The sequence below is a fragment of the Peptoniphilus sp. SGI.035 genome, assembly GCF_050315115.1.
Taxonomy (GTDB): Bacteria; Bacillota; Clostridia; order Tissierellales; family Peptoniphilaceae; genus Peptoniphilus_A.
In genome coordinates this window covers 1-244 of record NZ_JBNPOJ010000073.1, presented here as the reverse complement: position 1 = coordinate 244, position 244 = coordinate 1, and the positions used below count along the sequence as shown (strand labels likewise).

At 54.9% G+C, this 244-nt stretch carries 3 tRNA genes; all 3 read right to left on the bottom strand.

Going from position 1 to position 244, the window contains the following annotated elements:
- Positions 1–5: 5 nt before the first annotated feature.
- A tRNA-Asp gene (locus ACQRC6_RS09930) sits at positions 6–82 on the bottom strand.
- Positions 83–86: 4 nt separating this feature from the next.
- A tRNA-Val gene (locus tag ACQRC6_RS09925) sits at positions 87–162 on the bottom strand.
- A gap of 3 nt (positions 163–165) precedes the next feature.
- Positions 166–240 (bottom strand) — tRNA-Glu (locus tag ACQRC6_RS09920).
- Positions 241–244: the final 4 nt, after the last annotated feature.

The window sequence follows — 244 nt, the reverse complement described above, 5'->3', positions numbered from 1 at the left end:
TATATTGGCGACCTGGATCGGGCTCGAACCGACGACCTCCAGCGTGACAGGCTGGCATTCTAACCAACTGAACTACCAGGCCATTTTGGTGGACACAATAGGGCTCGAACCTATGACCCCCTGCTTGTAAGGCAGATGCTCTCCCAACTGAGCTATGCGTCCATCTGGTGACCCTGCCGAGAATCGAACTCGGGATACCACCGTGAAAGGGTGGTGTCTTAACCGCTTGACCACAGGGCCTTAT